23 protein-coding genes are annotated in these 23,493 nt (G+C 58.5%); 9 read left to right on the forward strand and 14 right to left on the reverse strand.

What is annotated here, in order from left to right; translation table 11 throughout:
* Nucleotides 1–33: 33 nt before the first annotated feature.
* The 3 genes from C8N31_RS05865 to C8N31_RS05875 are packed head-to-tail and all read right to left on the reverse strand — an operon-like array spanning nt 34 to nt 2,055.
* Complete coding sequence (locus C8N31_RS05865; RefSeq protein WP_025048391.1) at nt 34–828, reverse strand: metal ABC transporter permease; 795 nt, start codon at nt 826–828, stop codon at nt 34–36.
* Entirely contained in the window at nt 818–1,579 is a 762-nt protein-coding gene (locus C8N31_RS05870; protein ID WP_025048390.1) for a metal ABC transporter ATP-binding protein, read from the reverse strand. The genes C8N31_RS05865 and C8N31_RS05870 overlap by 11 nt, the downstream gene beginning before the upstream one ends.
* Nucleotides 1,576–2,055 carry a transcriptional repressor gene (locus C8N31_RS05875; RefSeq protein ID WP_025048389.1) on the reverse strand — a complete coding sequence of 160 codons (480 nt, stop codon included), beginning with the start codon at nt 2,053–2,055 and terminating at the stop codon, nt 1,576–1,578. The genes C8N31_RS05870 and C8N31_RS05875 overlap by 4 nt, the downstream gene beginning before the upstream one ends.
* 85 nt (nt 2,056–2,140) lie before the next feature.
* Between C8N31_RS05875 and C8N31_RS05880 the strand changes: the two genes are divergently transcribed.
* The gene (locus C8N31_RS05880) at nt 2,141–3,124 is read left to right on the forward strand and encodes a zinc ABC transporter substrate-binding protein (protein ID WP_025048388.1); all 984 of its coding nucleotides are present in this window, start codon (nt 2,141–2,143) and stop codon (nt 3,122–3,124) included.
* Here the strand turns inward: C8N31_RS05880 and C8N31_RS05885 are convergent.
* Both C8N31_RS05885 and C8N31_RS05890 read right to left on the reverse strand, forming a co-directional pair.
* Entirely contained in the window at nt 3,067–4,242 is a 1,176-nt protein-coding gene (locus tag C8N31_RS05885; RefSeq protein ID WP_025048387.1) for a Hint domain-containing protein, read from the reverse strand. The genes C8N31_RS05880 and C8N31_RS05885 overlap by 58 nt on opposite strands.
* 237 nt (nt 4,243–4,479) lie before the next feature.
* Nucleotides 4,480–6,501, reverse strand: coding sequence for a PhoX family protein (locus C8N31_RS05890; protein WP_025048386.1), 2,022 nt, complete (start codon nt 6,499–6,501; stop codon nt 4,480–4,482).
* A 292-nt stretch (nt 6,502–6,793) separates the two neighbouring features.
* Here C8N31_RS05890 and C8N31_RS05895 point away from each other — a divergent pair, with 292 nt between their 5' ends.
* The 3 genes from C8N31_RS05895 (at nt 6,794) to C8N31_RS05905 (ending at nt 9,281) form a co-directional block, all read left to right on the forward strand.
* Entirely contained in the window at nt 6,794–7,450 is a 657-nt protein-coding gene (locus C8N31_RS05895; RefSeq protein WP_025048385.1) for an ATP-dependent Clp protease proteolytic subunit, read from the forward strand.
* A gap of 125 nt (nt 7,451–7,575) precedes the next feature.
* Complete coding sequence (gene clpX, locus C8N31_RS05900) at nt 7,576–8,844, forward strand: ATP-dependent Clp protease ATP-binding subunit ClpX (RefSeq protein WP_025048384.1); 1,269 nt, start codon at nt 7,576–7,578, stop codon at nt 8,842–8,844.
* Nucleotides 8,845–8,918: 74 nt separating this feature from the next.
* Nucleotides 8,919–9,281, forward strand: a complete 363-nt coding sequence (locus tag C8N31_RS05905) for a RidA family protein (RefSeq protein ID WP_025048383.1) — start codon at nt 8,919–8,921, stop codon at nt 9,279–9,281.
* A 13-nt stretch (nt 9,282–9,294) separates the two neighbouring features.
* Here C8N31_RS05905 and C8N31_RS05910 read toward each other — a convergent pair whose 3' ends face one another.
* Complete coding sequence (locus tag C8N31_RS05910; RefSeq protein ID WP_037918405.1) at nt 9,295–11,061, reverse strand: FkbM family methyltransferase; 1,767 nt, start codon at nt 11,059–11,061, stop codon at nt 9,295–9,297.
* Nucleotides 11,062–11,232: 171 nt separating this feature from the next.
* Here C8N31_RS05910 and C8N31_RS05915 point away from each other — a divergent pair, with 171 nt between their 5' ends.
* Together C8N31_RS05915 and C8N31_RS05920 are read left to right on the forward strand one after the other, a co-directional pair.
* Nucleotides 11,233–11,616 (forward strand): NADH:ubiquinone oxidoreductase subunit NDUFA12, encoded by a 384-nt coding sequence (locus tag C8N31_RS05915; protein WP_025048382.1) that lies wholly within the window; start codon nt 11,233–11,235, stop codon nt 11,614–11,616.
* 41 nt (nt 11,617–11,657) lie between these two features.
* Entirely contained in the window at nt 11,658–12,011 is a 354-nt protein-coding gene (locus C8N31_RS05920; protein ID WP_025048381.1) for a DUF2155 domain-containing protein, read from the forward strand.
* Here C8N31_RS05920 and aat read toward each other — a convergent pair.
* Genes aat through accB form a run of 3 tightly spaced genes read right to left on the reverse strand, consistent with a single transcriptional unit; the run spans nt 11,975 to nt 14,477 of the window.
* Nucleotides 11,975–12,610, reverse strand: coding sequence for a leucyl/phenylalanyl-tRNA--protein transferase (aat, locus tag C8N31_RS05925; RefSeq protein WP_025048380.1), 636 nt, complete (start codon nt 12,608–12,610; stop codon nt 11,975–11,977). The genes C8N31_RS05920 and aat overlap by 37 nt on opposite strands.
* Nucleotides 12,611–12,616: 6 nt before the next feature.
* The gene (gene accC, locus C8N31_RS05930; protein ID WP_025048379.1) at nt 12,617–13,969 is read right to left on the reverse strand and encodes an acetyl-CoA carboxylase biotin carboxylase subunit; all 1,353 of its coding nucleotides are present in this window, start codon (nt 13,967–13,969) and stop codon (nt 12,617–12,619) included.
* Nucleotides 13,970–13,979: 10 nt separating this feature from the next.
* Nucleotides 13,980–14,477 carry an acetyl-CoA carboxylase biotin carboxyl carrier protein gene (accB, locus tag C8N31_RS05935; RefSeq protein WP_025048378.1) on the reverse strand — a complete coding sequence of 166 codons (498 nt, stop codon included), beginning with the start codon at nt 14,475–14,477 and terminating at the stop codon, nt 13,980–13,982.
* A gap of 143 nt (nt 14,478–14,620) precedes the next feature.
* Between accB and C8N31_RS05940 the strand changes: the two genes are divergently transcribed.
* Nucleotides 14,621–16,123 carry a class I adenylate-forming enzyme family protein gene (locus tag C8N31_RS05940; protein ID WP_025048377.1) on the forward strand — a complete coding sequence of 501 codons (1,503 nt, stop codon included), beginning with the start codon at nt 14,621–14,623 and terminating at the stop codon, nt 16,121–16,123.
* A 96-nt stretch (nt 16,124–16,219) separates the two neighbouring features.
* Here C8N31_RS05940 and C8N31_RS05945 read toward each other — a convergent pair whose 3' ends face one another.
* The 5 genes from C8N31_RS05945 to C8N31_RS05965 form a co-directional block, all read right to left on the reverse strand.
* Nucleotides 16,220–16,972 (reverse strand): ABC transporter ATP-binding protein, encoded by a 753-nt coding sequence (locus tag C8N31_RS05945; protein WP_025048376.1) that lies wholly within the window; start codon nt 16,970–16,972, stop codon nt 16,220–16,222.
* 11 nt (nt 16,973–16,983) lie between these two features.
* Nucleotides 16,984–17,745, reverse strand: a complete 762-nt coding sequence (locus C8N31_RS05950; RefSeq protein WP_025048375.1) for an ABC transporter ATP-binding protein — start codon at nt 17,743–17,745, stop codon at nt 16,984–16,986.
* 11 nt (nt 17,746–17,756) lie between these two features.
* Nucleotides 17,757–18,980, reverse strand: coding sequence for a branched-chain amino acid ABC transporter permease (locus tag C8N31_RS05955; RefSeq protein WP_025048374.1), 1,224 nt, complete (start codon nt 18,978–18,980; stop codon nt 17,757–17,759).
* 3 nt (nt 18,981–18,983) lie between these two features.
* Nucleotides 18,984–20,012 (reverse strand): branched-chain amino acid ABC transporter permease, encoded by a 1,029-nt coding sequence (locus C8N31_RS05960; protein ID WP_025048373.1) that lies wholly within the window; start codon nt 20,010–20,012, stop codon nt 18,984–18,986.
* Nucleotides 20,013–20,123: 111 nt separating this feature from the next.
* Nucleotides 20,124–21,470 carry a substrate-binding protein gene (locus C8N31_RS05965; protein ID WP_025048372.1) on the reverse strand — a complete coding sequence of 449 codons (1,347 nt, stop codon included), beginning with the start codon at nt 21,468–21,470 and terminating at the stop codon, nt 20,124–20,126.
* A gap of 231 nt (nt 21,471–21,701) precedes the next feature.
* Between C8N31_RS05965 and C8N31_RS05970 the strand changes: the two genes are divergently transcribed.
* Both C8N31_RS05970 and C8N31_RS05975 read left to right on the forward strand, forming a co-directional pair.
* On the forward strand, nt 21,702–22,997 hold the full coding sequence (locus tag C8N31_RS05970) for a helix-turn-helix transcriptional regulator (protein WP_025048371.1): 1,296 nt from the start codon (nt 21,702–21,704) through the stop codon (nt 22,995–22,997).
* A gap of 114 nt (nt 22,998–23,111) precedes the next feature.
* Nucleotides 23,112–23,480 carry a response regulator transcription factor gene (locus C8N31_RS05975; RefSeq protein ID WP_025048370.1) on the forward strand — a complete coding sequence of 123 codons (369 nt, stop codon included), beginning with the start codon at nt 23,112–23,114 and terminating at the stop codon, nt 23,478–23,480.
* Nucleotides 23,481–23,493: the final 13 nt, after the last annotated feature.

Below are 23,493 nucleotides of genomic sequence, written 5' to 3' on the forward strand. Positions count from 1 at the left end.
GCAGCGTATTGTAATCTATTGAAAAGGCCAGTGTTATCTTCGCCGCAAGAGCGGAGAAATTGCCGCAGACAGCGCAAATATCACTGCTGCTACCGTGACAATGCTTGGCCCTGTGGGCGTGTCAAAGGTAAATGATCCGGCCAGCCCGCCCAATGCAGAAAACCCGCCGATCAAAACCGCACAGATCGCCATCACCTCGGGTGTGCGGGCAAAGGGCCGTGCGGCGGCGGCAGGAATGACCAACATGGCAGCGATCAACAATGCACCCACAACCTTGATCGCGACCGCAACCGTCACCGCAAGGGCCAGCGTCAGTACCAGTTGTTCGCGTTTGGGATATCCGCCAGAGGCCACCGCCAGATCGGGGTTTAGGGTGGCCGTGAGCAGGGCCTGCCAGCGCCAGACCATCAACCCGCCCACCAGCGCGGCCCCGATCCAGATGATCGCCAGATCCACTTGCCGCACCGCCAGAATATCGCCAAACAGATAGGCCGACAGATCCACCCGCTGACCGGGGATCAGCGACACCGCGACAAGGCCAAGCGCCAGCGCCGAATGGGCCAGAACCCCCAGCAAGGCATCGGTGCTGACATTACGTTCGGTCAGAGTGCTGATGATCAGCGCCATCATCAGCGCCACCAGCAGAACGCCGCCCACCACAGGTAAATCCGTCGCCAGCGCCAATGCCACCCCCAGCAGCGCGGCATGGCTGGTGGCATCGCCAAAATAGGCCATCCGCCGCCAGACCACGAAACACCCCAAAGGCGCGGCGGCCAGTGCAACGCCCAACCCGGCAAGGGCGGCGCGCATCGCAAAATCATCCAGCATTGTGGTCCTCGCCGCATTCGTGATGGTCGTGATGGTGGCCGTGGTCATGATCATGGGTGTGATGGTGCCGATACAGCGCCAGCGCCCCTTGAGTTCCGCTGCCAAACAGCGCCCGGTATTCCGGCGCATCCGCAACAACTTCGGGGGTGCCTTCACAGCACACATGCCCGTTCAGGCACAACACCCGGTCCGAGGCGGCCATCACCACATGCAAATCATGGCTGACCATCAAGATTGCCACGCCGGTACGTTGGCGCACCTCTTCGATTTTCCGATAAAACGCCGCAGCGCCCGGTTGATCCAGCCCCTGCGTGGCCTCGTCAAGGATCAGAACATCGGGTGAACCGAGCAAGGCACGGGCCAGCAGCACCCGCTGAAACTGGCCGCCAGACAGGTCGGTCATCTGCCGCTGCGCCAGTTCTGGCACGCCCGCCTGTGCCAATGCGGCGGTTGTGACAGTTTGCGTCTGTCGCACCGGCAGGCTCAGGAAACGCCGCACGGTCAGGGGCAATGTCCCGTCGATCTGTAGTTTCTGCGGCACATAGCCGATCTTGAGGCCGGGTTTGCGGATCACCGTACCGCTGGCCGGCTTCAACGCCCCAATCAAGGCCCGCAGCAGGCTGGATTTGCCAGAGCCATTGGGGCCAACGATGGTGACGATCTCGCCCTGTGAAAGGCTGAAATTCACGTCGCGCAGCACAGTTGCGCCGCCGTAGTGCAGGCTCAACCCCTTGGTTTCGATCAAAGTCACGCGGCATCATCCTGACAATCGGGGCACAGGCCCTCGGCCTCGACCACGGTGCGCTCAATGGTAAATCCGGCGGCACGGGCCGCTTCGCCCAGGCGCCCCTGCGCGGGGGCGGTGTCGGTCTCGGCCACCGACTTGCAACTGCGGCAAATCAGAAAGGCGGGCGCGTGATCCGCGCCCAGATGGGCGCAGGCGATATAGGCATTCAGCGCCTCAATTTTGTGGGCGAATCCGGCTTTTACCAGAAAATCCAATGCGCGGTAGGCAACGGGTGGCTGTGCGCCCAAACCTTCTTCGGCCAGCACTGCCAGCAGATCATAGGCCCCCAGCGCCCGATGTTCCGCCAGCAAAATCTCCAGTGCTCGCCGCCGCACGGGGGTCAGGCGCAGGCCGGTTTTGGCGCAATGGGCCTCGGCCTTGGCCAAAGTGCCTTCAACGCAGGCGGAATGGTCATGTGCGGCAAAGCCGATGGCGGGCATGGAGGGGCCTTTCGGAAATTTATCTGTTGATATGTTATAACATCCACGTTAGCAAGCGTGATAATATAACATTATGGAGATTCCCATGCGCCGCCTCAGCCTTTTGTTCTCACTGCTTGCCACGACCTCTTTTGCCGAAGTGCCGCGGGTTGCGACCGATATTGCGCCGGTGCACAGTCTTGTCGCGGCCATCATGGACGGGGCAGGGGCGCCCGATCTGATCATTGCGCCCGGTGCCTCTCCGCATGGGTATGCAATGCGTCCTTCGGAGGCCCGCAATCTGGCGGAAGCAGATCTGGTGATCTGGGTTGGTCCGGGGCTGACACCCTGGCTGGCGGACCCGCTGGAAAGCCTTGCTGGTGATGCTGTGCATTTTACCCTGATGGATGTCGAAGGCACGCGCGTCCTGCCGGTTCGCGAAGGTGTTGGATTTGAGGACCACCACCATGATCATGGTGACCACGGCGATCATGACGACCACGGCGATCATGACGATCACAGCGACCATGATGACCACGACAATCATGATGACCACGACGACCATCACGCAGGTGGCGTCGATCCACATGCTTGGCTTGACCCGCTCAACGGGGCCGCATGGGCCGGTGCGATTTCAAAACAGTTGGCAGAGATCGATCCTGAGAACGCCGCTCTTTATCAGAAGAACGCGCTCAGCTTGATCCAGGATATTCTGGCGCATGAGGCCAAAGCGCAAGAGACATTTGCCCCGCTTCAGAACCGCCCCTTCGTGGTGTTGCACGATGCGTTCCAATACGTCGAAGCGCGGTATGAGTTGCAAGCCGTGGCCTCAGTGCACGATTCAGAAGCCGCAAGCCCGGGCGCCGCGCGGGTCGCACAATTGCGCGAGCGTGTGAAGTCAGAGGGTGTGGTCTGTGCCTTTGCCGAACCTCAGTTGAACCAAGGGCTGCTGATCACGGTCACCGAAGGGTTGCCTGTAAAAATTGGCACGCTTGATCCCTTGGGCGCTGATCTGCCACTGGGGCCGTCACATTACATGGATACGCTTGAACAACTGGCGCAGGATATGCGGGACTGTCTGGCAAAGTAACGCGCGGACAAAGGGGCGCCGGCGGCCGGATGCGCCGCCGGTGTTGCCTTGTATGAACCTTTGCGGCCGTTACGGGCGGCCGGCGCGCCACCGGCCAGGCGTTTGCGGATCTGCCTTTTTGCTGCTTTTGCCGTCAAACACTGCCGCGCAACCGGCCCGTTGAGGGCTGCGCCCTTTTGGGCCGCTGGGCCAAAGAGGGCATCAACCGCGCCGCGTTCTGATGTGGTCATCGCTTGGATCACCATCGGACCAAGCAATAGGCTTTCCGCCAGGCAACCATTGGCGCGGACAATCTCGTGACGGTCGCAGGCGAAATGTATCCAAGTGATGCGCGATCTTCCTGTGATATGCCGTATGCCCGCCAAACCAGTCAGCGCCTTCGCTGGAACTAAGGCGGCTTGGTCAAAGATCTGCGTCAGTTGCCCGGCTGTGCCGACCAAAATGCGGTGCTGCGGCGAGACGATCAAATCCTGCATTGGCAAGTTCGCACCCAAGGTTCCGGCCTTTATCAGGACCGGCAATCTGTCTTCGGTCTGGCCCGTCAACAACTGATCTTTGCAACGCACCCATTGGATCTGTTGCACACCATTGTCGGCGGTGATCACGCTGTCACCGGGCCGCAGGTCTTGGACCGCCCGTTGCCCCGATGGCGTATCAATGAGTGTACCGGGTGCATAGCAGGGCACAGTGCCTGAATTTGGGTTTGGTTGCGCATAGTAGGACAGCCCGCCATCATCTGATTGCAGGCTCCCGGTCGGTGTAGAGGTACCGATGTCTGTGCTCGACTGGCCCGCCGCCGGACCGTTGGTTGCCGTTACAACCCGGCCCTCGAAAGAGATGAACTGAACCAGCGTTCCGGTGTCATCCACCAATGCCACGGCATCTTCGCCGCGAATGCCCGGCAATCCGGCTGAGGCGTTGTCCAAGACATAGACGTCCTGATTGCCAATTGTCGCCTGCAAGGGGCCCAGTGCGTATGGCCCACTGAGAACAGCGCCAAACTCATCGTAAATATAAAGGGCAAAGCTCGAAACATCGGTCCCGACCGGCGCGGCGATCTCGACAAACTCATTGCCAATGCCGCCCAGCGTGTCGATCTCGGAAATATAGGCAGTCATCGTGCAATCCCCGTGGTTGGTGCCAGACCGGTTTAAAACGCGGGTCGGGCAATCTTGGAAAGGGATCGTCTGAGACTGTGTCTGAATTGCGGAAGGTTGCGGGCGCCGCTGGGCCGAATTGGAACGATTTGATTTGCCTTTTCCCTATGTTTTAAGGGGATCGTGCGGCCCGGCTCCGATAACAAAAGCCCCGCCAAACTGGCGGGGCATCGACTGTTTTAATGACTTGGGCTCAATTCAAACGGCGATCTTGCCGCCACCTTTCTTTGTCACCACAACCACCGAGGGGCGCGGCGGCATCTTTGGGTCAAAATCCGGCCAGCGGGTGGCGGGATCTTCAAAGGTTGAGGCCCGCTCGAACCCTTTGAGGTCTTTTGTGCCATCTGTGCCGGGGTGCTGCACCGCGAGGAACAGCGTTTCGCCGTCATCGGTAAAGTAGGGGCCGCACATCTCGCCGCCCACCGGGCAGCGGAAAAACAGCTTGGATGTGCCGCGCGCCGTGCCTTCGGTCTCAACCGCATAAAGCCCGTCGGACTTGCCGGTTTTGCCCCATTTGCTGCCTTGATCGGTGGACACCCAGAGGCGGCCATCGGCATCCATCGCACAGTTGTCAGGCGACCCGAACCAACCGTTTTCGGAGGTTTCAGGGTTCCACTGCGCCCCAACTTCGGAAATCGACGGATCGCCGCATTTCACCAAAATGGACCAAGTGCCTTGGGTTGCCGCGTGATCACCGCCGTCTTCCTTGATCTCGATGATATGGCCAAAGTCGCTTTTGCTGCGCGGGTTGGCGGCGTTGGTTTCTTTGCGTTTGTTGTTGTTTGTCAACATGATGTAGGCCGTGCCATCGCCGCGCGGCTGCGCGTCTTCGGGACGGTCCATCGGGGTCGCGCCCAACAGATCCGCGGCCAGTCGGGTGTCGATCAACACATCACCCTGATCATTGAACCCGTTCTCAGCCGTGAGCGGCCCCGTGCCATGCACCAGCGGCATCCATGTGACGCTGCCATCCTCGTCAAAACGAGCCACATAAAGCGTGCCATCACTCAGCAGCCCCGCATTGGCGGCGCGATCTTCGGAAACAGAGCCGTTCGAGACATATTTGTACTGATAATCAAAGCGGTTGTCGTCGCCCATGTAGACAACCAGCTTGCCATCTTTGCTGACAGTGGTTTCTGCGCCTTCATGGCGGAAGCGGCCCAATGCGGTGTGTTTGATCGGGGTCGAGGTCGGGTCCATCGGGTCCACTTCGACCACCCAGCCGAATTTGTTCGGCATGTTGGGTTCTTTGTCGATATTGTAGCGGTCGTGGAAATTGCCCCAGGCGTACCAGCGGCCCGGCACGCCATAGCGCTTTTTCTGGACGGCATCGTCATGCGCGCTCAGATCCGGCTTGCCATCTGCGTCCAGAACATCGGTCCAGAAATAGCCGTGAAAGTTTTCCTCAGCCATCAACCATGTGCCCCATGGCGTCATACCGCCCGCGCAGTTGTTGATCGTGCCGATCACATTCATGCCCGCAGGATCGTCGTTTGTTTTCATGCGCTTGTGACCCGCCGCCGGACCTGACAGCACCATCTCAGTGTTCAGCGGTGTCACCCGGCGGTTCATCTTGCCGTCCTGCACCACGGCCCAATTTCCCGCATTATCCTGCGCGATCTCGACGACGGTGCCACCATGGGCCGCCATTTCGATGTCAATCAATTCGGCGGTCATACCTTCAAAGCCCGCCCTGTCCTGACGGCCCAGACCGGGGAACATCACTTCTTCGTTGGTGTATTCGTGATTCACACAAAGCAAGCCGCGCGTTCCGGCCTCATTGAGCGGCACAAAGCCAACGTAATCGTTGTTGTAGCCAAACTGTGTCAGCTGCGCGGCGGCGGTTTGGTTCATCACGTCAAAGTCCGGCGCATCCGCCAGCACCGGATCACCCCAGCGCAACAGCACCTGCGCATCATAGCCTTCGGCGACATGATGCGTTTCGTCATTGCCGGCTGTCAGTTCTTCGAATTTGTAACGGCTTTGCGCTTCGCCCGCAGTGGCTTCATTCGGGGCCATCAGCGCGGAACTGCCAAAGAGCGCCGTGGTGGCAGACACCCCAAGCATCCCGCGCAGAACGTCGCGGCGGCCATAGCGAGCGTTGATCACATCGCCGATGGTGCGGCTCAGATTGGGGTTTGTGGGGATATCATCAAAGGCCTCAAAGGCTTCGGCCTTGTTGCCGATGGCCGGGTCATTCAGGATGTCTTTGCGCGTCATGGCTTGTTCCTATGGCTTCGGTTGCGTTGCGCCCCTAGTGGCCGGATTCTGTAATGGATTTATGTAGGCTGGATGTCAGTTTTGTGAACCGCGAAAAATGGGTCTGCCAGCGGTCAAAAAGGCGCCGCCAGCGACATTTGCCCCCCTCCGGGGCCGGGTTGCAAGGCTGCCGGACCGCGCCAATCCGATCTGGCGGGCAGAGCCCCCCTTGAACCCCCCAAGGGGCGAGACTAATCTCTGGGTAACGGTTTTGCGGGTATGGTCCTGCGGACATCTTAACAGGCAGGCATCAATGACAGATCCATACGAAACATACATGAACACGCTGGTCCCCATGGTGGTGGAGCAAACCAGCCGCGGCGAACGCGCCTATGACATTTTCTCGCGTCTGCTGAAGGAACGGATCATCTTTTTGTCCGGTCCGGTGCATGACGGCATGTCCTCGCTGATCGTGGCGCAGCTTTTGCACCTTGAGGCGGAAAACCCGTCCAAGGAAATCTCCATGTATATCAACAGCCCCGGCGGCGTTGTGACCTCTGGTCTGTCGATCTACGACACCATGCAATACATCAAACCCAAGGTCAGCACGCTGGTTATCGGGCAGGCGGCCTCGATGGGGTCGCTGCTGCTGACGGCCGGCGAAAAAGGCATGCGGTTCTCGCTGCCCAACAGCCGCGTGATGGTGCACCAGCCGTCTGGCGGCTATCAGGGGCAGGCCACGGATATCATGATCCACGCGCAGGAAACCCAGAAACTCAAGACCCGCCTGAACGAAATCTACGTCAAGCACACAGGCCAGACCTTGAAAAAGGTCGAAGAGGCGCTTGAGCGGGATAACTTTATGTCTCCAGAAGATGCCAAGGACTGGGGCCTGATCGACGAGATCGTCGAAAGCCGCGGCAAGGCAGACGACCCGGACGCCCCCACAAAGGGCAAGGGTGACAAGTAACACCTGAACCACCCGACGCTGCGATTTTGCGATTGTAGCGCCGGTGCCTCTGGCCTAGGATCAGGGCCAACCACGCAGTCCCCAACGCAGGGGCAAATAAACACGAAAGACCTGAAAGGGTTGAGATGGCGAATAATTCCGGCGGCGACAGCAAAAACACCCTCTATTGCAGTTTTTGCGGCAAGAGCCAGCACGAGGTGCGCAAGCTGATTGCGGGGCCAACCGTTTTCATCTGTGATGAATGCGTTGAGCTGTGCATGGACATCATCCGGGAGGAAACCAAAGCATCGGGCCTCAAGGCAACCGATGGTGTGCCAACCCCCAAAGACATCTGCGAAGTGCTGGATGATTATGTGATCGGACAGGCGACAGCAAAACGTGTGCTGTCGGTCGCGGTGCACAACCACTACAAGCGCCTCAACCACGCTCAAAAGGGCGGCGATATTGAGCTGGCCAAATCCAACATCCTGCTGATCGGCCCCACCGGCTGCGGCAAGACATTGCTGGCGCAAACGCTGGCGCGGATCTTGGATGTGCCCTTCACCATGGCCGATGCCACCACATTGACCGAAGCCGGTTACGTGGGCGAGGACGTTGAGAACATCATTCTCAAGCTGTTGCAGGCCTCTGAATACAACGTCGAACGTGCGCAGCGCGGCATCGTCTATATTGACGAGGTCGACAAGATCACCCGCAAGTCCGAAAACCCCTCCATCACCCGCGACGTGTCGGGCGAGGGCGTACAGCAGGCCTTGCTGAAACTGATGGAAGGCACTGTGGCCTCCGTACCGCCGCAGGGCGGGCGCAAGCATCCGCAGCAGGAATTCCTGCAAGTGGACACCACGAACATCCTGTTTATCTGCGGCGGCGCATTCGCCGGTCTGGACCGGATCATCGCGGCGCGCGGCAAGGGCTCCGCCATGGGCTTTGGCGCGGATGTGCGCGACAACGACGACCGCGGCATCGGCGAGATTTTCACCGAGCTGGAACCAGAAGATCTGCTGAAATTCGGTTTGATCCCTGAATTCGTCGGCCGTTTGCCGGTGCTTGCGACTTTGGAAGATCTCGATGAGGACGCGCTTGTCACCATCCTGACCCAACCCAAAAACGCGCTGGTCAAACAGTATCAACGCCTGTTTGAGCTGGAAGACACACAGCTGAACTTCACTGATGATGCGCTGTCGGCCATCGCCAAACGCGCGATTGAGCGGAAAACCGGTGCGCGGGGCCTGCGCTCCATTCTCGAAGACATCCTGCTGGATACAATGTTTGAATTGCCAGGTCTTGAATCGGTGTCCGAAGTGGTCGTGAACGAAGAGGCCGTGAACTCCGACGCCGCGCCGCTGATGATCCACGGCAAGGAAGCCGAGAAAGAGCCGGCAACGGCGGGCTGATCCAAGATCAGCGGTCAAGGAATAGAGGGCGGGCCAAGAGGCTCGCCTTTTTCATTTCGAACTAGGGGACGACTATGACCATCAAACGCATTCACTCAGGCGGCGAATTTGAAGCCAAGGTCGGCTATTGCCGCGCTGTTGTCGCTGGCGGCTTTGTGCATGTGGCGGGCACTGTGGGGCAGGGCGATGATGCCCCCGCACAATGCCGCCATGCCTTGCAGGTGATTGAGGCCGCATTGACCGAAGCAGGGTGCAGCTTTGCTGATGTGATCCGCGTCACTTACATGCTGCCGGACCGCCATGAATTCGAACCCTGCTGGCCGATGCTTGCCGAGACATTTGGCGCCAACCCACCGGCAGCCACGATGATCGAATGCGGGCTGGTCGACCCGAAATACCGGATCGAGATTGAGGTGACGGCGCTTTTGCCGGAGTGATTGTATCGCCCCCTTAGGCGACTTCCTCAAATCCCTTGCCCAGTTCCTTGCTGACCTCTGCAGGCTTTAGCGAGGGCCATTTCTTGGCTTTCTGGCCGATAAAGCCCGCTGTGCGCAGCTCGTCCTGAACGGCGGGCATGTTCAGCTCCCCCATCCACAGGCGCGGCTTGGCCGGGCCGACAGGTTTCCATGATCGGGCCAGCTGTGTAACGGTCACGGGGGGCTTGCCAAGGAACGCGGTCAAATGCCGCTCTAGCTGCCGCGTGGCGCCAGAGGGGCGGCGCACCACCATGGCAACCTCTGCGGCGGGATCGGCGACCATGGCCAACAGATGCAGTGCGGACCCTTCGGCGGCGATGACCTTGCGCGCCGCTTTATAGGTGGCGATCTGACTTTTGAGGTCATGCTTCTCGGGGTGGTAGATCGTGTACCCTTCCGCCGCCAGATTGGTTTCAAGCTGCTTTTCACCCAGCAGATTGCCGCGACCAGAGGGCAGGGCGCTGCGACTGACATAAAGCTTTTCCGGCCCATCCGGCACGATGTCTTTGGCAAAATGCCCCTGTATCGCGTCTTGATAATTCTGGGTGCCTTCAATCATCGTGCCAAGACCAAAACCCTGACCGGGGATCACAAGCTGTTCCACCTGTTCTGGTTTGTCGGCGCAGACAACCGGAACATCGCAACCCATCAGATCAATAAACACCTTCTGAAAGTCAGCCACTTCGCTGCCATTGCGCGGGCGTTTGGGGACATACAGAATACCGTCAATCTCCCCCTTCAGCTCGGGCAAGGCCCAAAGGCGGCTGGTGCTTTCCACCAGAAAATGCCCGAAATGCATCCACAGCACACCACCCCAAAGCCAGCGCCCCTTGCGCAGCGGCAAATCGTCCTTGGGCATTGGCGGCTCAACAGTCAAAGCCCGCCCGTTGCGCCACAAGGCGCCCGTGGGGCAATAGCGGCCATCGTCATGCAGCACACCGGCCTCTTGTACAAAATCCTGCGCGGCGGGCGGCACCACAATCGCCTGCGGCACCTCGCGCATCTCGCGGGTCCAGCCGCGATCCGGCTTGGGCGGGCTCAGCTCTTCGTCATAGGTGCAGGTCCAGACGTGGCGCGTGCAATGTTCCGGCACCTGGGCGAACCCGGCCTGTCGCAGGATGCTTTTGCATTCGCGCATGCCGTCCTTGCCATAGGCCTCGGGGTGAAATTCGATCACAACCGCGCGGATACCGTTCAGATCGGCATGGCGCAGAAAGTCCAGCTCGCCGCCTTCAATGTCCATCAACAGCACATCCGGGGCAAATTCGGCATGCACACGGGTATAATCGGCAGTTGGCACATCAACGCGGGTGGTTGCGCGTTTGTCACTGTCGATGAGGGACGATCCCAAATAGGAATTGCGGATGTGAAAGGCCATCGTCTCCGGCGCATCGGGCGCAGAGATCAGCACCTCATTGCGCACCTCGATCACCTTTTCCAACTTGTTCAACTGATAAAGCGCGTTGATATGTTCGATCAGGCCCGGATTGGCCTCAAAGGATAACACCTTGGCAGGATTGCCATTTTTCGCGGCAATTGCCCCAACGAGGCCAATCCCTGCACCCATTTCCAGCACGTTGTCACCGGGGCGGATCACATCCAGCGCTCCGGCAATTTCCTGTCCCTCATACCGCGCGGCATTGATCCTCTCTGCGCGGGTGGGGGTCATCATCGGGCTGTCCGGCACTTTCACGCCATGACATTCCGCCACATGGGTCGGTTTTTTGGGGCTGCCTGCCATCGGTATTATCTCCGTTTTGGAAACAATAGGGCGATTGTTTCTGTGAACCAAAGGGATTTAACCGCCAAATTGACCAAGTTTTGTGGCAGGAGTCTTTGCTGCAACACCATAGGTTACTGGACGCCGCCCCGGCCATGGTGCATAACCCGAATAACAAGAGCGGAGACCGTCATGGGCATTCTCAACACAATTTTCCGGGCTCTCACATGGTGGGATGGCCAGACCTTGAACACACAGCTTTTCACCTGGCGCAAAGGCACCAAGGTGGGCGAGGATGATCAGGGCAATGGCTACTACCGCAACCATGACGACAGCAAACGTTGGGTGATCTACAACGGCGACATGGAAGCAAGCCGCGTCAGCCCTGATTGGCACGGCTGGCTGCACCGCACATGGAATGAAACGCCCAGTGACCGGCCTTTGGTGCACAAGGCATGGGAAAAGCCCCATATCGAAAACCTGTCCGGCACCGAGATGGCCTATGCGCCTGCGGGGTCGATCCGGCGCCAGAAACCCGCAGACCGGGGCGATTACGAAGCATGGAGCCCAGAATAACCGGCATATGCGTTCCGGCGCGATGCGGTGAGGTGGCCAACATGTTGAAATACCTAGCAGTCTTTACCTGTCTGGCGACGCCTTTGGCCGCCCAAGAGGTGACAAGTGCCACGGGCGGCGTCCTGCGGGCGTTGGACAAGATATCGGGGCAAACCACAGACATTGAAATCAGCGCGGGCAGTGCCGCGCGGTTTGGCAATTTGCAAATCGTAATGGCCGATTGCCGCTATCCTGCGGGCAACCCTTCGGGCAATGCCTATGCGGCGTTAGAAGTTTCCGAAGCGGGCAAGGCGGGTACATTGTTTTCCGGCTGGATGATCGCCTCTGCCCCGGCGCTTTCGGCGCTTGAGCACCCGCGTTATGATGTTTGGGTCATCCGCTGCACCACCTCATAAAGACTGGCCTCTGGCGGCGCATCAAAACGGGCTTTGACCTCTTTGGCGTGAACAAGACGGGTGTGATACTCCGCACGGGTAATCTCCTGTGCGCCCAGTGAGGCCAGATGATCCGTCAAGAACTGCGCATCAAAAAGCACGAACCCCGCCCGCCGCAACCGATCCACCAGCACGGCAAGCGCCATCTTTGACGCATTGGTGCGCCGCGAAAACATGGATTCGCCAAAGAAGGCACCGCCCAAGGTGACGCCATAAACCCCGCCAACAAGCGTCTGATCTTCCCAGATCTCAATGGAATGGGCGTGGTGTCTTTGGTGCAGTGCATTGTAAAGGCTGAATATTTCGTCATTGATCCAAGTGTCTGCGCGATCTGCACAGCCCTCAACCACACCGGCAAAATCTTCATCCACGCTGGCGCGAAACGGTGAACGGCGCATCGCCTTGGCCAATGACCGCGACAGATGAAACCTTTGCAGCGGCATCACCCCGCGCCGCCGCGGATCGACCCAGAAAATTTCCGGGTCGTCGCGGTGTTCGGCCATCGGGAAAATCCCGATTGAATAGCCATGCAGCAACAGTTCCGGCGTCAGCTCGGACATTGCGGATCAGGCATCGCCCAGATTGGTTTCCAGCCAGTGTTCCAGCCAGTGAATGTTGTACCCGCCGGACTGGATATCCTCTTCCTGTAGCAGCGCATGGAAAAGTGGCACCGTGGTATCAACACCATCCACAATCAGCTCGCCCAAGGCCCGTCCAAGACGCGCCAATGCTTCGGGCCGATCGCGGCCATGCACGATCAATTTGCCGATCAGACTGTCGTAATAGGGTGGGATCGAATAGCCATCATAAAGTGCGCTGTCCATCCGCACACCCAAGCCCCCGGGGGCGTGATATTGGGTGATGCGTCCGGGGCAGGGGCGGAAATCCGGCAGCTTTTCTGCGTTGATCCGCACTTCGATGGCGTGACCATTGATCGACAGATCGTCCTGACCAAAAGACATGTCCATGCCGCTGGCCACGCGGATTTGTTCGCGCACCAGATCAACGCCAAAGATCGCCTCGGTCACGGGGTGTTCGACCTGCAAACGGGTGTTCATCTCGATGAAATAGAACTCACCGTTTTCATACAGAAATTCGATGGTGCCCGCGCCGATATAGTTGATGTCGGCCATCGCATCTGCACAAACCTTGCCAATCCGCGCCCGTTCTTCGGGGGAAATGGCAGGGCCGGGCGCCTCTTCAAAGACCTTTTGGTGGCGGCGTTGCAAAGAACAATCGCGTTCGCCCAAATGCACAGCCTTGCCTTTGCCATCGCCAAACACCTGAATTTCGATGTGGCGCGGCGTGGTCAGATATTTCTCGATGTAAACTTCGTCATTGCCAAAGTTTGATTTGCCTTCGGCCCGTGCGGTCTGGAACGCCTTTTCCATGTCCGCTGCGGTTTCGGCCACTTTCATGCCCTTGCCGCCGCCGCCAGCCGTGGCTTTGATGATGACCGGATATCCGATCTCTTCGCCCAGCTTTTTCGCCTCTTCCAGGGTGGCCACGCCGCCTTCGGATCCGGGCACGCAGGGCACACCGAGCTTTTTCATTGTGTCCTTGGCGGTGATCTTGTCGCCCATGACGCGGATATGTTCCGCCGTGGGGCCGATGAAGGTCAGATCGTGGTCTTCGATGATCTGCACAAATCCGGCGTTTTCAGACAGGAACCCGTATCCGGGGTGGATCGCTTCCGCGCCGGTGATCTCACAGGCAGCGATGATTGCGGGAATGGACAGGTAAGACTGCGTCGAGGATGGCGGGCCGATGCAGACAGATTCGTCCGCCATCCGCACATGCATCGCGTCACTGTCAGCGGTCGAATGCACCGCAACCGATTGAATGCCCATTTCGCGGGCCGCACGGATCACGCGCAGGGCGATCTCTCCGCGGTTGGCAACGAGGATCTTGTTGAACATCTGCGCGCCCTTATTCGATGATCACAAGCGGCGCACCAAATTCGACGGCATCGCCATCGCCGACCAGAATGCGCTTGATTGTGCCTGCCTTGGGGGCAGGAATATGGTTCATCGTTTTCATCGCCTCAACGATCAGCAATGTATCCCCTTCAGAGACGCTGGCGCCAACGGTGATGAACGCCGGCGCGCCCGGCTCACCTTGCATATAAACGGTTCCGACCATGGGCGAGGTCACTGCGCCCGGATGGCTTGCCGGATCGGCAGGTTCTTCTGCGGCAGTGGCAGCAGCGGCGGCCGCAGCGGCGGGCGCAGCAGCCATAGGGGCCGCAGCCTGCATCTGTTGCGGTGCCACGATCTGTTGTGGTGGCTTGCGGCTGACGCGGACATTGAGGCTGTCATCCTCAGCATAGTCGCGTTTGACCTGCAGCTCGGTCAGGTCATTTTCATTCAGCAGCTCGGCCAAGGCCTTGATAAAGGCCACATCAGCGTCATGGGTGTTCTTAGTCATTTTTTTCCTCAACACTTCTTTTGTGCAGGCACCAAAGTGCCGTGACGTTTTTTTGCTTATATGCCATGGGACTCCCCATGGAAAGCCGCCAGTTGCAGCCTCAATAAAGGCTTGGCATGGTGGGATTCAAAGGGGAAGTTTTCATGAATCTTGACCATTGGTTGATCCGCACTGCTGCGGCCATGCCGGATCGGCCCGCTGTTTTTGAGGGGCGGAACAGGATTTGCGACTATGCGGGCCTGAACGCCCGGGCCGGTGCGCTGGCCGCTTGGCTGACCGGGCAGGGCGTTGCACCGGGGGATCGGGTTGCGATTTTTATGAAGAATGTGCCCGATTATCTGGCGGTTCTCTACGGGATTTGGCGCTCCGGCGCGGCGGCGGTGCCGATCAATGCCAAGCTGCACGGGCGCGAGGCGGCGTTCATCATAGAGGATGCCGATGCCAAACTGGTGTTTGCCAGCCCCGAACTGGCGCCAGCCCTAAATGAGGCAAATGCCCCCGCGCGTATCCTTTCCACCGATGATCAGGTGTTCCAGACCGCCATAGTCGCCACGCCGATGATGCATCCCGTGGATCGCGCAGCGGAGGATCTGGCGTGGCTGTTTTATACTTCCGGCACCACGGGCAAGCCCAAGGGCGTGATCATCACTCATGGCATGTTGATGTCGATGGCGCTGTGCTACGAGGCGGACGTTGATCCGGTGAGCGCGAAAGACACAACCCTTTATGCCGCTCCAATGAGCCATGGCGCGGGGCTTTACGCCTTGATGCATGTCGCCAAGGGGGCGGCCCATGTCTGTCCGGCCTCTGGCGGGTTTGACCCTGCGGAAATTCTTGATCTGGCGGCGCATTTCGGGTCGGTACACATGTTTGCAGCCCCGACAATGGTCAAACGGATGACCGATTTTGCCAAAGGCGCGGGCCACTGCGGGCAGGGGCTGCGCACCGTCGTTTATGCGGGCGGACCGATGTACAACGCCGATATCATAGACGCGGTGGAACAGTTTGGCCCGGTCTTTGTGCAGATATACGGACAGGGCGAATGCCCGATGGGGATCACCGCCTTGCCGCGCACCGATGTGGCAGATCGCAGCGCGAAGAATTGGCAAAAGCGGCTGGCCTCGGTCGGGCGGGCGCAATCTGCGGTCGAGGTTCGGATTGGCGATGCGAACGGTCAGCCATTGCCCACCGGATCGCAGGGGGAGATTATGGTGCGCGGCGCAACGGTCATGCCCGGCTATTGGCAAAATCCGGCGGGCAGCGCCAAAGCCTTGAAAGACGGCTGGCTGATGACCGGCGACATGGGGTTCCTGGACGCCCGAGGCTATCTGACGCTGCAAGATCGCAGCAAGGATGTGATCATAACAGGCGGTTCCAACGTCTATCCCCGCGAGGTTGAGGAGGTCTTGTTGACCCATCCACAGATCAGCGAAGCGGCGGTGGTTGGGCAACCGCACCCTGAATGGGGCGAAGAGGTGATCGCTTTTGTGGTGGGTGAGGCAGAGGCCGCAGCGCTGGATGGGTTGTGTCTGAGCAAGATCGCCCGTTTCAAAAGGCCCAAACGCTATCACCACCTGCCGGAATTGCCCAAGAACAACTATGGCAAAGTGCTCAAGACCGAGTTGCGCAAGCTGTTGGAGGGGTAGAGGCACACAGGCGATGGCCCACCGGCCAACAAAAAAAGCAGCAGGCGGACCTGCTGCTTAGTTGGGGGTAATTTCATGCCTCAGCCAGAGCTAAGATCAGATCGCGAGGTATTCCGCCCGCAGCTCTGCGTTGTTCAGAACCTCTTCGGCTGTGCCGTCAAAAACGATCCCGCCGGTATCGAGGATCACAGCGCGGTCGGCCAGCTTCAGGGCGCGGACCGCGTTTTGTTCAACCAGGATCGTGGTGATCCCCTGTTCCTTGATCAGGCCCAGAGTCTTTTCAATCTCGTCCACAATCACTGGCGCGAGGCCCTCGTAAGGCTCATCCAACAGCAGCACTTTGATGTCACGAGCCAAGGCGCGGGCGATGGCCAGCATCTGCTGTTCGCCGCCGGAAAGCGTGACGCCCTCTTGGTTCTTGCGTTCACCAAGGCGCGGAAACAGATCATACAAACGATCCAGCGACCAACCCACAGGCGGGGCGATCTGGGCCAGTTTGAGGTTTTCCTCAACCGTCAGGCCGGGGATGATCCGCCGGTCTTCGGGCACCAGGGCAAGGCCAGCGGCAGAAGCCTGATGGCTGGCCATTTTGTGCAGTGGCTGGTGGTCCAGCCAGATCTCGCCGTGGCGGGCCTCAGGTTCGCTCAACCGGGCAATGGCCCGCAAGGTCGAGGTTTTGCCAGCGCCGTTGCGGCCCAGAAGGGCAAGGATCTCGCCCTCATGCACGTTAAAGGTAACGCCCTGCACGATATAGCTTTCGCCGTAATAGGCGTGCAGATCCCAGACCGACAGAAAGGCGGGTGCGGTACTGGCGTGATTGGCGTTGCGGTTCATTGTTGCGGTGTTCATCGTGGTGATCCTTATGCCGCTTGGGTTTCGCCAAGGTAGGCTTCGCGCACCTTGGGGTGACCCTTGATTTTGTCAGGCGTGTCTTCCACCAGCGGCGTGCCCTGTGCCAGTACGGTGATCCGCTCGGCCAGAGAGAACACAACATGCATGTCGTGTTCGATGATGGCGATGGTGATGTCGCGCTCGTCCTTGATCCGTTTGAGCAGATCAATGGTGTTGTTGGTGTCCGCACGGGCCATGCCCGCCGTTGGTTCATCCAACAGCAACAGCCGTGGATCTTGGGCCAGACACATGGCGATTTCCAAGCGGCGTTTGTCACCGCGTGACATGGAGGCGGCATGCATCTCGCGCTTGTCGATCATGTTCATATCGACCAGCATTTCTTCAGCCTTGGCGACGATGTCCTGCTCATTGGCGATGGTTTCCAATGCATGCATCCGAAACGCGCCATCGCGTTTGGCAAAGCAGGGGATCAACATATTTTCCATCACCGTCAGATCGCCAAAGATCTCGGGGGTTTGGAATACGCGGCTGATACCCATCTGGTTGATTTCAAAAGGTTTGCGCCCCAGAACCGATTGCCCGTCAAACATCACCGATCCGGTGTCAGGGATCAATTTGCCGACCAAACAGTTCAGCAAGGTGGACTTGCCCGCGCCGTTTGGCCCGATGATGGCATGCACCGTGTTTTCTTCCACGTTGAGGTTCACATCCCCCAGCGCTTGCAACCCGCCGAACCGTTTGCCGACATTCTTAACTTCTAGAATTGCCATTGTTTCGTTCCTTATTCAGCTGCGGGGTTGCGCTGTTTGGCGGCTTTCGCCTCAGCGTCGTCGGATTTTCCGTCCTTGCGACGGAAGGTGGCTCCGATTTTCTCAGCACCTTGCACAAGACCGCCAGGCAGGAAGATCACAACCATCATGAACAGCAGACCAAGCGTCAGGTGCCAGCCCTTGCCCACGAAGGGGTGAACCAGCGTGACCATGAAATTCTCGATGCCATCAGGCAGGAAAGAGAACCAGCTGTGCAGAACGTTGTCGTTGATCTTGGCAAAGATGTTTTCAAAGTACTTGATGAACCCTGCGCCCAGAACCGGACCGATCAAAGTGCCTGCGCCGCCAAGGATGGTCATCAAAACCACCTCGCCAGAGGCTGTCCATTGCATCCGTTCGGCGCCTGACAGCGGGTCCATAGAGGCCATCAAACCACCCGCAAGGCCCGCATACATGCCGGAGATCACAAAGACCGCCAATGTATAGGGTTTGGTGTTCAAACCGGTGTAGTTCATCCGCTGCTGGTTCGATTTTACCGCCCGCAGCATCAGCCCGAAGGGGGACCGGAAGATGCGGATTGCCAGATAGAACATGCCGATCAGGACCAGCGCACAGAAGTAGTAACCAAAGTTGAAGTCAAAGCTCCATGCGCCGACGTCCAAGGTATAGGTCGACTGCATCTTTTGGCCAAAGAGGTGCGGAATGTCCGGCTTGGCCGCGCTGTGGAAAAACTGCGGGTCAGAGTTATAGACCTGCAAACCGGTTTCACCGTTGGTGATCGGGGTGCCGACAAAACGGCCAATCAGATCAGAATAGGCAATCGCAAACAGCATTTGTGCAAAGGCCAGTGTCAGGATCGAAAAATAGATCCCGGAGCGGCGCAGCGAGATATAACCGATCAGCAGGGCAAAGAAGGCCGAGACGATGACCGACAGGATCATGCCGGGAATGATGTTGTACCCCAGCAATTTGAACATCCAGACCGCGGAGTAGGATCCGATCCCCAGAAAGGCCGCGTGGCCAAAGCTGAGGTAGCCGGTCAGACCAAACAGCAGGTTAAAGCCGATGGCAAAGATGCCAAAGATCGCAAACCGCTGCATCAGGTCCGGATAGCCCGCGTTGAACTGCGCCATGGCAGAATCGGCAGGAAACGGGTTGAGGAGGAAAGGGGCGAACAGCGCCAGGCAGATCACAATGATCAACAGCTGCGTGTCGTGTTTCTTAAGTCCGAGCATGGTTTATTCCTCCATCACGCCTTTGCGGCCCATCAGGCCACGCGGACGTGTCAGCAAGATGATGATAGCGACAACATAGATGATGATCTGGTCGATACCGGGCAGAATGTTTTTGATTTCGTTCATGGAGGCGAGGCTTTCGAGGATACCCAGCATAAAGCCAGCCAGAACCGCGCCGGGCAGGGAGCCCATGCCGCCAACAACCACAACCACGAAGCTTAGAACCAGAAAGTCCATGCCCATGTGGTAATTGGGCGAGTTGATCGGCGCGTACATCACACCTGCCAATCCCGCGACCGCCGCCGCGATGCCAAACATGATGGTAAAGCGCCGGTCAATGTCGATGCCCAGAAGGCCCACGGTTTCCCGGTCGGCCATACCTGCACGCACCACCATCCCAAAGGTCGTGAACTGCAAGAAGGCAAAGACAGCACCGATGATCAGCGCAGAGAAGCCGAAGTAGACCAAGCGCCAGTAGGGATAGGCGAGCGAGCTGTCGAGACCCAGCAGCGGACCAAAGTCAAAGCTGCCAACAAAGGCAGAGGGCGCCGGGGTCGGGATCGGGTTGGCGCCATAGAAATACTTGATGACCTCTTGCAGCACGATGGCAAGGCCAAAGGTTACAAGGATCTGGTCGGCGTGGGGACGTTTGTAGAAGTGTTTGATCAGGCCCCGTTCCATGACAAAGCCGACAAACAACATCACCGGTATCGCCAGCAGGATCGCCAGCGGCACCGCCCAGTCAATGATCGAAGCGCCCACCTCGGGGCCAAACCAGCTTTCGACATAGGGGGTTTTGATTTTGAGCGGATTGCCGAGGAAGTCTTTCTCGGTTTCCGACAGCGTTTCAGAGCTAAGTGTCAGAATGCGCTGGAGGGTTACGGAGCAGAACGCACCAATCATGAAAATCGCACCATGGGCGAAGTTCACAACCCCCAACGTGCCGAAAATCAGCGTTAGGCCCAAAGCGATCAACGCATAAGCGGATCCCTTATCCAGGCCGTTCAGAAATTGAAGAATGATTGCGTCCATGGTCCCCACCTCTTGCAATGCGTCATCACGAGGCGGACAGCGCCCGGCGTGATGGTATGGGACAGGGCGCATCAATTGGAATGCGCCCTGTAGTGTTTTGATTGGTTCGGCTTATGCGCCTGGGTTACATTTGCCCAGTTCGCCACCAGCAAACATTGGGTGATCCGGCGCATACTCAACCTGAGCACGCGGTGTCACTTCAACGATTTCCAGTGTGTCGTATTCGTTAGATGGGTTCTCTTTACCCTTCATAACCAACACGTCTTTGAAGCACTGGTGGTCATCGCCGCGGTACAGAACCGGACCATTGCCCAAACCATCGAATTCAAAGTCTTCCAGCGCTTCGACAACGCCGCATGGGTTGAATGTGCCAGCACGTTCACAGGCATCTGCATACAGCAGCGTCTGAACATAGCAGGTGTGTGCGGAGTTGGATGGCGGACGGCCATACTTTTCACCGAAGGATTTCACGAACGCTTTGGAGCCTTCATCCTGCAACTGCCAGTTCCAGTTCATGGAGCCGATAACGCCTTGCACGTTTTTGCCCGCACCAGCGGCCATCAGTTCGGAATACAGTGGAACAACGATTTCGAACTTCTTGCCGTTCACTTCTTTGTTCAGCAGGTCGAACTGGATCGCGTTGGTGAGCGAGTTCACCATGTTGCCGCCGTAGTGGTTCAGAACCAGAACGTCCGCACCGGAGTTCAACACAGGCGCGATGTAGGACGAGAAGTCAGTGGACGCGAGCGGCGTCAGCACGTTGTTCACAGTTTCCCAGCCCATGGCCTCGGTCGCTGCTGCGATCGATTCCTGCTGTGTCCAGCCCCATGTGTAGTCGGCTGTCAGGTGATAGGCGCGGCGGTCAGAGCCATATGCGTTCTTAAGCACTGGCGCGAGGGCCGCAGCAGACATGTAACCGTTAAAGAAGTGACGGAAACCGTTGGCTTTTTTGTCTTTACCGGTGGTGTCGTTTGAGTGGGTCAGACCCGCCATAAAGATAACGCCGGCCTCTTGGCACAGGCCCTGAACAGCAACAGCCACACCGGAGGACGAACCGCCGTTGATCATGATGGCGCCGTCTTTTTCGATCATCGCCTTGGCAGATGCACGCGCCGCGTCAGACTTTGTCTGGGTGTCGCCTGTTACAAACTCGACCTTCTTGCCGAGAATACCGTTCCCTTTCAGCGCTTTGGAGCTGAAAGTGTTCATCATACCGCCGTCGCCTTCACCATTAAGGTGTTGAACCGCGAGTTCCTGAGCGCGCAATTCGTCCAGACCTTCTTCGGCATAGGGGCCGGTCTGGGGCACGTTAAAGCCCAAGGTTACGGTGCTGCCCGTTGGGGCGTTGGTAAAGCCAGAGTGCCCGTCGGCACGCAGATACGTCGGCAGCGCCAGACCGGCACCAGCGACAGCGCTGGTTTTGATCAGACCACGACGTGTCAGATTGGAAAATGACATGAATTCCTCCCGAATTATGAAACCGCAAAGGCGCGTCTCCCGCGCACCTTCACATGGCACAAATGTGCAAATTGACTATCGCCTGCTATGTGAAAACCAATCAATAACCCCCTTGATAAACACATTAAATTTGTAAATATCTTCGCAGGAACATTTTCAAAGGTGTAAAGAAAATGATGTTGCAGCGCAGAAACCCATTGAAAACGCGGGATATTGGTGGAGCTTTGTCCAATGGCACGTGAGGGGCTGACTGGCAGCCGCATCCGCGAACGCCGCGTGATGGCCGGGCTCAAGCAGGCAGATCTGGCCCGTGATATCGGCATTTCGGCCAGCTATCTTAATCTTATTGAACACAACCGCCGCAGAATCGGCGGCAAGCTGTTGCTCAATATTGCCTCCGTGCTGGGGGTGGAACCGCAGACCCTGACCGAAGGGGCAGAGGCCGCCCTGATCGCCGCCCTGCGCGAGGCGGCGGATGAGGCGGGGCTTACCGGGCCTGAGGCCAGCCGCGCCGATGAGTTTGCCGGGCGCTTTCCCGGTTGGGCAGATGTGTTGGCTGGCACCCGGCGGCGGGTGGCGTCCCTTGAACAGACGGTGGAGGCGCTCACCGACAGGCTGGCCCATGATCCGCATCTGGCCGCCTCCATGCATGAACTTTTGACCACCGCTGCTGCGATCCGGTCCACTGCTGCGATCCTTGCCGAGACCAAAACATTGCAACCGGAATGGCGTGAAAGGTTTCATGCCAATATCAACGAGGACAGCCATCGCCTGTCTGACAGTGCGCAGGCCTTGGTATCGTATCTTGATGCCGAAACCGGTGCCGCCGATGCGGCCAGCTCCCCCCAAGAAGAGGTTGAGGCGTTCCTGTCAAAGCACGACTTTAGTTTTGGCAGTCTCGAAACCGGATCAGCGACCGAAGCCACCATCGCCGAGATTGTAGAGACGGCCGAGATGCTCCGCTCTCAGGCCGCGAAATACATTGCGCGAGGGGTCTTGCAACAATGGGCGCGGGATGCGGCGGTTTTGTCACTCAAAGACCTGCGCAAAGAGATCGAAACTGCCGGAACCGACCCGCTGACATTGGCGCGCAACCTGCACAAACCTGTTGTTGTTGTTTTGCGCCGTATGGCGGCTTTGCCGGAACTTGGGGCAGGGCTGGTGGTTTGCGACCGTTCAGGCACCGTGATTTTCCGCAAATCGGTCGAAGGCTTCACCGTACCGCGCCACGGGGCCTGTTGCCCGCTTTGGCCGCTGTTTGGCGCATTGGCGCAAACCGGCATGGTGGTCACAGAAACGGTGATGCAGCTGGGCCGCGCCCAAGCCCAGTTTGAATGTTTTGCCACATCCGAAACCCAATCGGCCCCATCCTACAATGCGCTGCCGCTGGTGCAGGCGGTGATGGTTTTGCTGCCCGCGCCCGCAGGTGCAGGGCAAGGCCGGTCAATGGGATCGACTTGCCGCGTCTGCCCGCAAGAGGGCTGTAGCGCCCGCCGCGAGCCGTCAATTCTGAGCAGCGGCGTCTGACTGCGGCTTTTGGGCTTTTGACAGCCCGCTCAAACCGTTGCATGCTCAGGGTCGGCATGGCGCCAGCTGCATCAGACAGACCCGCCCTGCCACCTTGGGGGAGGAGGACCGCGCGTGAATAAACATGTCGTGTTGGTTGAGGACGAAACAAACATTGCTGAGGCAATCCGCTTTTTGCTGTCCAATGAGGGCTGGCGGGTCGAAACCTTGGCCAATGGATCAAATGCAGTGGATGTGATCCGCAACACCGGGCCGGATCTGGTGATGCTGGATGTGATGCTGCCGGGCAAAAGCGGGTTTGAAATCCTGCATGATCTGCGGGCCGATCCGGCCTTTGATGCACTGCCGGTGCTGATGTTGACCGCACGTGGCCAAAGCCGCGACCGTGAAATGGCGGAGAAAGCAGGCGTGAGCCGGTTTATGACCAAACCGTTTTCCAATGCCGAAATGCTGGATGCGGTGCGCGAACTGACCGCACAATGAAAGGGGCCTGAGC

Origin of the sequence: Sulfitobacter mediterraneus (genome assembly GCF_003054325.1) — a bacterium.
Taxonomy (GTDB): Bacteria; Pseudomonadota; Alphaproteobacteria; order Rhodobacterales; family Rhodobacteraceae; genus Sulfitobacter; species Sulfitobacter mediterraneus.

What these genes read in the sequence shown, in the direction of transcription:
- clpX (WP_025048384.1), top strand. Translation starts at nt 7,576, where the DNA reads ATGGCGAATAATTCCGGCGGCGACAGCAAAAACACCCTCTATTGCAGT.
- C8N31_RS05945 (WP_025048376.1), bottom strand. Translation starts at nt 16,972, where the DNA reads ATGAACACCGCAACAATGAACCGCAACGCCAATCACGCCAGTACCGCA.
- C8N31_RS05895 (WP_025048385.1), top strand. Translation starts at nt 6,794, where the DNA reads ATGACAGATCCATACGAAACATACATGAACACGCTGGTCCCCATGGTG.
- C8N31_RS05865 (WP_025048391.1), bottom strand. Translation starts at nt 828, where the DNA reads ATGCTGGATGATTTTGCGATGCGCGCCGCCCTTGCCGGGTTGGGCGTT.
- C8N31_RS05875 (WP_025048389.1), bottom strand. Translation starts at nt 2,055, where the DNA reads ATGCCCGCCATCGGCTTTGCCGCACATGACCATTCCGCCTGCGTTGAA.
- C8N31_RS05960 (WP_025048373.1), bottom strand. Translation starts at nt 20,012, where the DNA reads ATGGACGCAATCATTCTTCAATTTCTGAACGGCCTGGATAAGGGATCC.
- C8N31_RS05955 (WP_025048374.1), bottom strand. Translation starts at nt 18,980, where the DNA reads ATGCTCGGACTTAAGAAACACGACACGCAGCTGTTGATCATTGTGATC.
- C8N31_RS05920 (WP_025048381.1), top strand. Translation starts at nt 11,658, where the DNA reads ATGTTGAAATACCTAGCAGTCTTTACCTGTCTGGCGACGCCTTTGGCC.
- C8N31_RS05905 (WP_025048383.1), top strand. Translation starts at nt 8,919, where the DNA reads ATGACCATCAAACGCATTCACTCAGGCGGCGAATTTGAAGCCAAGGTC.
- C8N31_RS05880 (WP_025048388.1), top strand. Translation starts at nt 2,141, where the DNA reads ATGCGCCGCCTCAGCCTTTTGTTCTCACTGCTTGCCACGACCTCTTTT.
- C8N31_RS05890 (WP_025048386.1), bottom strand. Translation starts at nt 6,501, where the DNA reads ATGACGCGCAAAGACATCCTGAATGACCCGGCCATCGGCAACAAGGCC.
- accB (WP_025048378.1), bottom strand. Translation starts at nt 14,477, where the DNA reads ATGACTAAGAACACCCATGACGCTGATGTGGCCTTTATCAAGGCCTTG.
- C8N31_RS05885 (WP_025048387.1), bottom strand. Translation starts at nt 4,242, where the DNA reads ATGACTGCCTATATTTCCGAGATCGACACGCTGGGCGGCATTGGCAAT.
- C8N31_RS05970 (WP_025048371.1), top strand. Translation starts at nt 21,702, where the DNA reads ATGGCACGTGAGGGGCTGACTGGCAGCCGCATCCGCGAACGCCGCGTG.
- C8N31_RS05950 (WP_025048375.1), bottom strand. Translation starts at nt 17,745, where the DNA reads ATGGCAATTCTAGAAGTTAAGAATGTCGGCAAACGGTTCGGCGGGTTG.
- C8N31_RS05940 (WP_025048377.1), top strand. Translation starts at nt 14,621, where the DNA reads ATGAATCTTGACCATTGGTTGATCCGCACTGCTGCGGCCATGCCGGAT.
- C8N31_RS05910 (WP_037918405.1), bottom strand. Translation starts at nt 11,061, where the DNA reads ATGGCAGGCAGCCCCAAAAAACCGACCCATGTGGCGGAATGTCATGGC.
- aat (WP_025048380.1), bottom strand. Translation starts at nt 12,610, where the DNA reads ATGTCCGAGCTGACGCCGGAACTGTTGCTGCATGGCTATTCAATCGGG.
- accC (WP_025048379.1), bottom strand. Translation starts at nt 13,969, where the DNA reads ATGTTCAACAAGATCCTCGTTGCCAACCGCGGAGAGATCGCCCTGCGC.
- C8N31_RS05965 (WP_025048372.1), bottom strand. Translation starts at nt 21,470, where the DNA reads ATGTCATTTTCCAATCTGACACGTCGTGGTCTGATCAAAACCAGCGCT.
- C8N31_RS05915 (WP_025048382.1), top strand. Translation starts at nt 11,233, where the DNA reads ATGGGCATTCTCAACACAATTTTCCGGGCTCTCACATGGTGGGATGGC.